The organism is uncultured Campylobacter sp. (assembly GCF_938040115.1).
GTDB lineage: Bacteria > Campylobacterota > Campylobacteria > Campylobacterales > Campylobacteraceae > Campylobacter_A.
In genome coordinates this window covers 1-4,926 of sequence record NZ_CALHXD010000126.1, presented here as the reverse complement: position 1 = coordinate 4,926, position 4,926 = coordinate 1, and the positions used below count along the sequence as shown (strand labels likewise).

Below are 4,926 nucleotides of genomic sequence, written 5' to 3'. Positions count from 1 at the left end.
ATTTTTTATCTCAAAGCCTTTGTTTCCGACTATCTTCGCGTCGATCACGGTAGCGAAAAACTCGTCAGACGCGCCCACGTAGTAGTTCGTTACGCTTCTGGCGCTTATAGGTTCGCCGCCAAAAAACGCCTTGCAAACGGGAGATTTTTGCGCGCTATAAACCACGCTCTCAAGGATCCCGCCGCCAAATTCGTAAAACTTAAATTTCTTTGAGTTTTGTAGCTTTTTTATCTCGTCTTTATCGCTCAAATCTACATTTTTACCGCTATCTAGATCAATCACTATCAGAGTTTTTACGCCGTCGCCGCTTGAGTAAACCCAGCCTAGATTTTGGCTCGCCGAGTCGCTCTCGCCAGGCGATTTCACCTCGGCCCTACCCATGTAGTCGCCGAATTTTTCCTCTTTTTTACCGCCGCTCATCTCGTAGACCGTGGTTTCGGTTATAAATCCGATCTGCTGTATGCTAGCGTCGTTTTCCATATACGTACGCCACGCTCTCTCGCCGCCTATGTCGCCGGTGATGCCAGCACAACCGCTAAATGCCAACGCCGCGACAGCCGCCGCTACCGTCTTAAAAATCATCGTATTTTTCATTTTATTCTCTTTACTTCTCGCCCAAAGAGCAAATTTGACTAAGCCTCGGCCTGTACCTGCGCAACTCGTTTTGGATTTTTTCCTCAAATTTAGGCGTTTTTTCGGCGACTTCTCGCAAGCCATCGGAATTTGTAAAATTTTTTATCTGAGATTTTAAAAGTAGCGCGCCGCTTTTGGATGAAATTTTTGCCTGCGTTATAACGGCGGTAAAATACCGTTTTTCTAAATTTTGCGTATCATAGTAGCTAGATGCTGATTTCACGCTCACACTGCCGCCTTTTTGAAACGCCTCGCAAACCGAAATCGGCGCCTCAAAAACTGCTACCGTCGTCAAATTTGAGCTAAATTCGTAAAATTTGATCCGCCGAGCGCCACGAAGCTGGGTCGCACTCGCTTCGTCTTTTAGATCAAACTCCGCCTCGGTATCGGCGTCTTTTAGCATAAACGCACTATCGCCACTTTTGTAGACGGCTCCGAGCCTAAAAGGCAGCCTGGTGCCATCTGTTTTTGTGAGTGCAAAGCCTGTAGGCTCGCCGTCAGCCGGCTGCACGCGAAAATCGCGCGAGAAAAACGCCGTCAAAAAGGCGACCTCTCTAATGGCGCCGTCAGTACCCAGATATCTCGTCCAGTTATCCTCGGGAACGTCGATATTTGAGACGTCGTGCTCGGCTATATTTGCGCTGCTAGTGATGCCGGCGCAACCGTAAAAATCCAGGGCCGCAATAGCCGCTAGAAATAAGTTTTTCATCTCGCGCTCGCGTTTAAATTTGATAAAAGTGATCAGTTTTTAGGCGCAGCACAAACGATGTTTGATAGGATTCGCTCCTGTTTTTTAGCGTCGGCGTCTATGACTTTGTTCCTAAATTCCGCAGATCGAGCCCGCGTCTGCGTGCTAGCAAGTTTGCCGTCGCTAACGAAAAATTTAAAGTCTAGATTTTTGATCTCGGCGCTTTTGCCTTTTTTCACTCCGATATCCATCAAAGTCGCGAAAAACTCGCTATTGTCGGGGTTTTCTTTATCGTAATAATTAGTCACGGCATGAGCTTTTACCGTCTTGCCCGCCGCAAAACTCTCGCACACGGCGCCCGAGTCCGCGCTAAAAACTACGCTCTCTAATATGCCGCCGCCAAACTGATAAAATTTGACCTTTTTAGCCCCTCTTAGAGTCGCAAGCTCGTTTTTATCGCGCATATTTATGTAATGGTAGCCAAATTTTTCCTTATCGTTAAGCTCCAAAACTATAAACGAAATCCCGTTTTGCGCGTACATATCGTCAAGTTTCAAATTTTGACCGTCTTTTTTTATGAGCGCCATACCGATGATATCGCCGTTTTTTTGCGCGTAAGTTGCGCTCAAATTTTTTGAGAAAAATGCGACATCGCCGACGGTGCCGTCGTTTTCTAGATATTTGATCCAGTCCGGTTCAGGCGATACTACGCTAGCAGTTAGATGATCCTGTGAAGGCATGCAACCGCCCAGCAACGCAGCTAGAGCGGCTATAGATATGAATTTTTTCATTGTTTTCCTTTTTAGAGAGTAAAATTTGATCATTTGCCTAGACAAAAGTTGCTAAACATTTCGTCTAAAATTTCGCTTCTCTCAAACGGCTTTGTGATTGACGAGATTTGCTCTATTGCCGTATTTAGCTCATAAGCAAAAAGCTCGAGCTCGGACTGGGCAAGTAAATTTAACGCCCTTTTTATCGCCTCGCTCGCCGCCTCGCAGCATGAAATTTGACGAGCGGAGTTTAGTAGTATCTCGCTCGTCTCTTGGGCGTCGAGATAGGTTTTTAGACTATTTACTATCTCGTCCGTTCCTTGCTTGGCGCAAATTTGTATCGCGCCCACTGGAGCGCTAAATTTAACGCCGAGGTCGCATTTATTTAAAACGTAAAAAATCTTTTTTTGCGAGTTTTTTAAAAGCTCCAGGATCTCGTTATCCTGCTCGTCGGCCTCCTGCGACGCATCAAAAACGGCCAAGATAACGTCGGCCTCCTCGATAGCTCGTAGCGAATACGAAATACCGATCTGCTCGATCTTACCCGCATTTTTGCGGATACCTGCCGTGTCTATGATGCGCACGAGATGAGTGCCGATTTTTAGGGCTTCTTCTATGCTGTCTCTAGTCGTACCTGCCTCGTCGCTGATGATCGCGCGCTCATAGGACAAAAGCGAGTTTAAGATCGAGCTTTTGCCGACGTTTGGCTTGCCGACTATCGCGATTTTAAAGCCCTCGAGCAACCCTTTTCTGCTCTGGCTTATAGCGACGATTTTATCTAGTTTGGAGCTGTTTTGTTTTAGCATTTGACTGATACTTTCTAGCAGATCAGCAGGCAGGTCATCGTCGGCATAGTCGATGCTAGTCTCCACGAATGCCAGAGTTTTTACGAGTTCGCGGCGAATCTCGTTCGTAAATTTAGCCAAATCTCCCCTCATCGTGCGAGCCATAATCTTTGCGCCGTCCTCGCTTTTTGCGTTTATGAGCGAGTTTATCGCCTCGATCTTGCTAAAATCCATCTTGCCGTTTATGAGCGCTCGCTTGCTAAACTCGCCCGCGCGCGCGAGTCTGGCGCCGCTTTTGATAAGTTCGCCTAGGATCAAATTTGCCACCACTAGCCCGCCGTGGAGCTGAAACTCCACCACGTCCTCGCCCGTGAAACTATGCGGAGCCTTGAAATAAATAAGCAAGGCTTCGTCAATGAGCTCGCCATCGGCGTAAATTTTAGTTAGAGTTGCGTAACGCGGGACTAGATAGGTGGTTTTAGTGAGTTTTAGAGCTAGGCTAAGGGCGTCCGCGCCGCTTAGCCTGATGATGGAGATCGAGCCTACGCCGTGCGCGGTGGCGACGGCGGCTATGGTCTCGTTCATTTTTTGATAAAGTCATTCACGACTACGAACTGCCCGTCGCTATTTGACTTTACGCTTACGTATTTGTCGGGGAATTTTTCGCGCAGTTTTTCAAGGGCGATCTTGACCAAAACGCCGTCTAAAGACTTGGTTTTGGCTTTGCCCGTCTCCTCCACGCGCTCGATTATACCTTTTAGATACTGATCGATCGCTGCTTCTTGATTTTGCAGAAATTGCGCGATCTCAAGACGCACCGCAAGGCCGTATTTTGAGCTGATCCAATTATAAAGCAAATACGAAATCGCCTTGTAGCGGTAGCCCTCCTTGCCGATGAGCAGCGCCGCATCCTCGCCGTCAAGCTCGACTATCACAGTCTCGTCGTCAAATTTGCGCACGTCTATCTTGTTTATAGTAAAGAAATTTCCGCCAAAAAGCTTCTCTACGCCCTGCTTTATCTCAGGCAGGACTTTGTCAATGTCGGCTTTTGGTTTTTGATCTTTTTGTTTTTGAGTCTGCACTCGATCGGCGCGGGAGTCTTGTTTTTCTTTTTTAGCTAAATTTGGCACGGCTTGCGTCAAATTTGCATCGCCGACAGATGCCTGCGAGCCTAAATTTTCGCCAGCTGCGGTTTTTTCATCGCCTTCGTAAAAGTCGTTTTTATTAAAGGTATCGATGATCGAGTGATCAAGGATGTTTTTGCTGCTATCTTTTTTAGGTTGTTCTTTTTTGTGCTGCTCTTTTTCTTTTGCCTGAGGCTCTTTTTGCGGTTGTGCTTCTTCAACTTTAGGCTCGTTTGCCGCGCTCGTCTCGTTTTGCTTTGCCGCATGGTTTTTGTGATGTTCGTGGCGATTTTTATGATTTTTTTTCTTTTCGCTTTTATGATTTTGCTCTTCGCCAGAGTTCTCTTTTTTCTTAAATTCCTTCTTTTTTTCGCCGCTGTTTTCTTTATGTGCGTTTTCCCGGACGGCTTGAGGGGCTTTTTTTGCTTCTTTTTTATGCGCGCCCTCTTTTACGGCTTCGATGATCGCCGTTTTTTTAAAAAACCCCAAAAATCCCGCACTCGGGTTTTGTAAAATTTTGATATTAAGCTCGGTGACTGAGCAGTTTAGCTCCTCGGCGGCCTTCTGAAAAGCCTCTTGTAAATTTTCAGCTTCGATTCGCATCAGGCCTTTACCTCCGCTTTTTTATGCTTTTCAAAGAGTTTATTTACAAAAACTTGCTGGATGACCGAGCAGACGTTGTTTACAAACCAGTAAAGCGTAAGTCCCGCAGGGAAGGTCACGAAGAAAAACGTAAAGATAAGCGGTAAAAATTTCATTATCTTTTCTTGCATCGGGTCGCTAAACGTGGTCGGCGTGAGCTTTTGCTGAAGGAACATCGTAGCACCCATCAAAATAGGCAGCACGAAATACGGATCCATCACCGAAAGGTCGTGTATCCAGAGTATCCACGGCGCCGCTTTTAGCTCGATCGCGTTTAGTAGTAC

Annotated in this window: 6 protein-coding genes; all 6 read right to left on the bottom strand. The window is 46.5% G+C overall.

All coding sequences use genetic code 11. The features are described 5' to 3' along the window. Positions 1-594, bottom strand: a 594-nt coding sequence (locus tag Q0314_RS04885) for a hypothetical protein (RefSeq protein WP_298057151.1), incomplete at its 3' end; no start/stop codon positions are given. Positions 595-604: 10 nt separating this feature from the next. After that, entirely contained in the window at positions 605-1,342 is a 738-nt protein-coding gene (locus Q0314_RS04880; RefSeq protein WP_298057149.1) for a hypothetical protein, read from the bottom strand. A gap of 32 nt (positions 1,343-1,374) precedes the next feature. Further along, positions 1,375-2,112 (bottom strand): hypothetical protein, encoded by a 738-nt coding sequence (locus tag Q0314_RS04875; RefSeq protein ID WP_298057147.1) that lies wholly within the window; start codon positions 2,110-2,112, stop codon positions 1,375-1,377. A 29-nt stretch (positions 2,113-2,141) separates the two neighbouring features. Then, entirely contained in the window at positions 2,142-3,461 is a 1,320-nt protein-coding gene (gene mnmE, locus Q0314_RS04870) for a tRNA uridine-5-carboxymethylaminomethyl(34) synthesis GTPase MnmE (RefSeq protein ID WP_298057144.1), read from the bottom strand. Then, positions 3,458-4,603, bottom strand: coding sequence for a Jag N-terminal domain-containing protein (locus Q0314_RS04865; RefSeq protein WP_298057142.1), 1,146 nt, complete (start codon positions 4,601-4,603; stop codon positions 3,458-3,460). Before Q0314_RS04865 ends, mnmE begins: the two co-directional genes overlap by 4 nt. Continuing rightward, a partial coding sequence (gene yidC, locus Q0314_RS04860) for a membrane protein insertase YidC (protein ID WP_298057140.1) occupies positions 4,603-4,926 on the bottom strand: 324 nt, incomplete at its 5' end. The genes Q0314_RS04865 and yidC, both read right to left, overlap by 1 nt.

What these genes read in the sequence shown, in the direction of transcription:
- Q0314_RS04880 (WP_298057149.1), bottom strand. Translation starts at nt 1,342, where the DNA reads ATGAAAAACTTATTTCTAGCGGCTATTGCGGCCCTGGATTTTTACGGT.
- Q0314_RS04875 (WP_298057147.1), bottom strand. Translation starts at nt 2,112, where the DNA reads ATGAAAAAATTCATATCTATAGCCGCTCTAGCTGCGTTGCTGGGCGGT.
- mnmE (WP_298057144.1), bottom strand. Translation starts at nt 3,461, where the DNA reads ATGAACGAGACCATAGCCGCCGTCGCCACCGCGCACGGCGTAGGCTCG.
- Q0314_RS04865 (WP_298057142.1), bottom strand. Translation starts at nt 4,603, where the DNA reads ATGCGAATCGAAGCTGAAAATTTACAAGAGGCTTTTCAGAAGGCCGCC.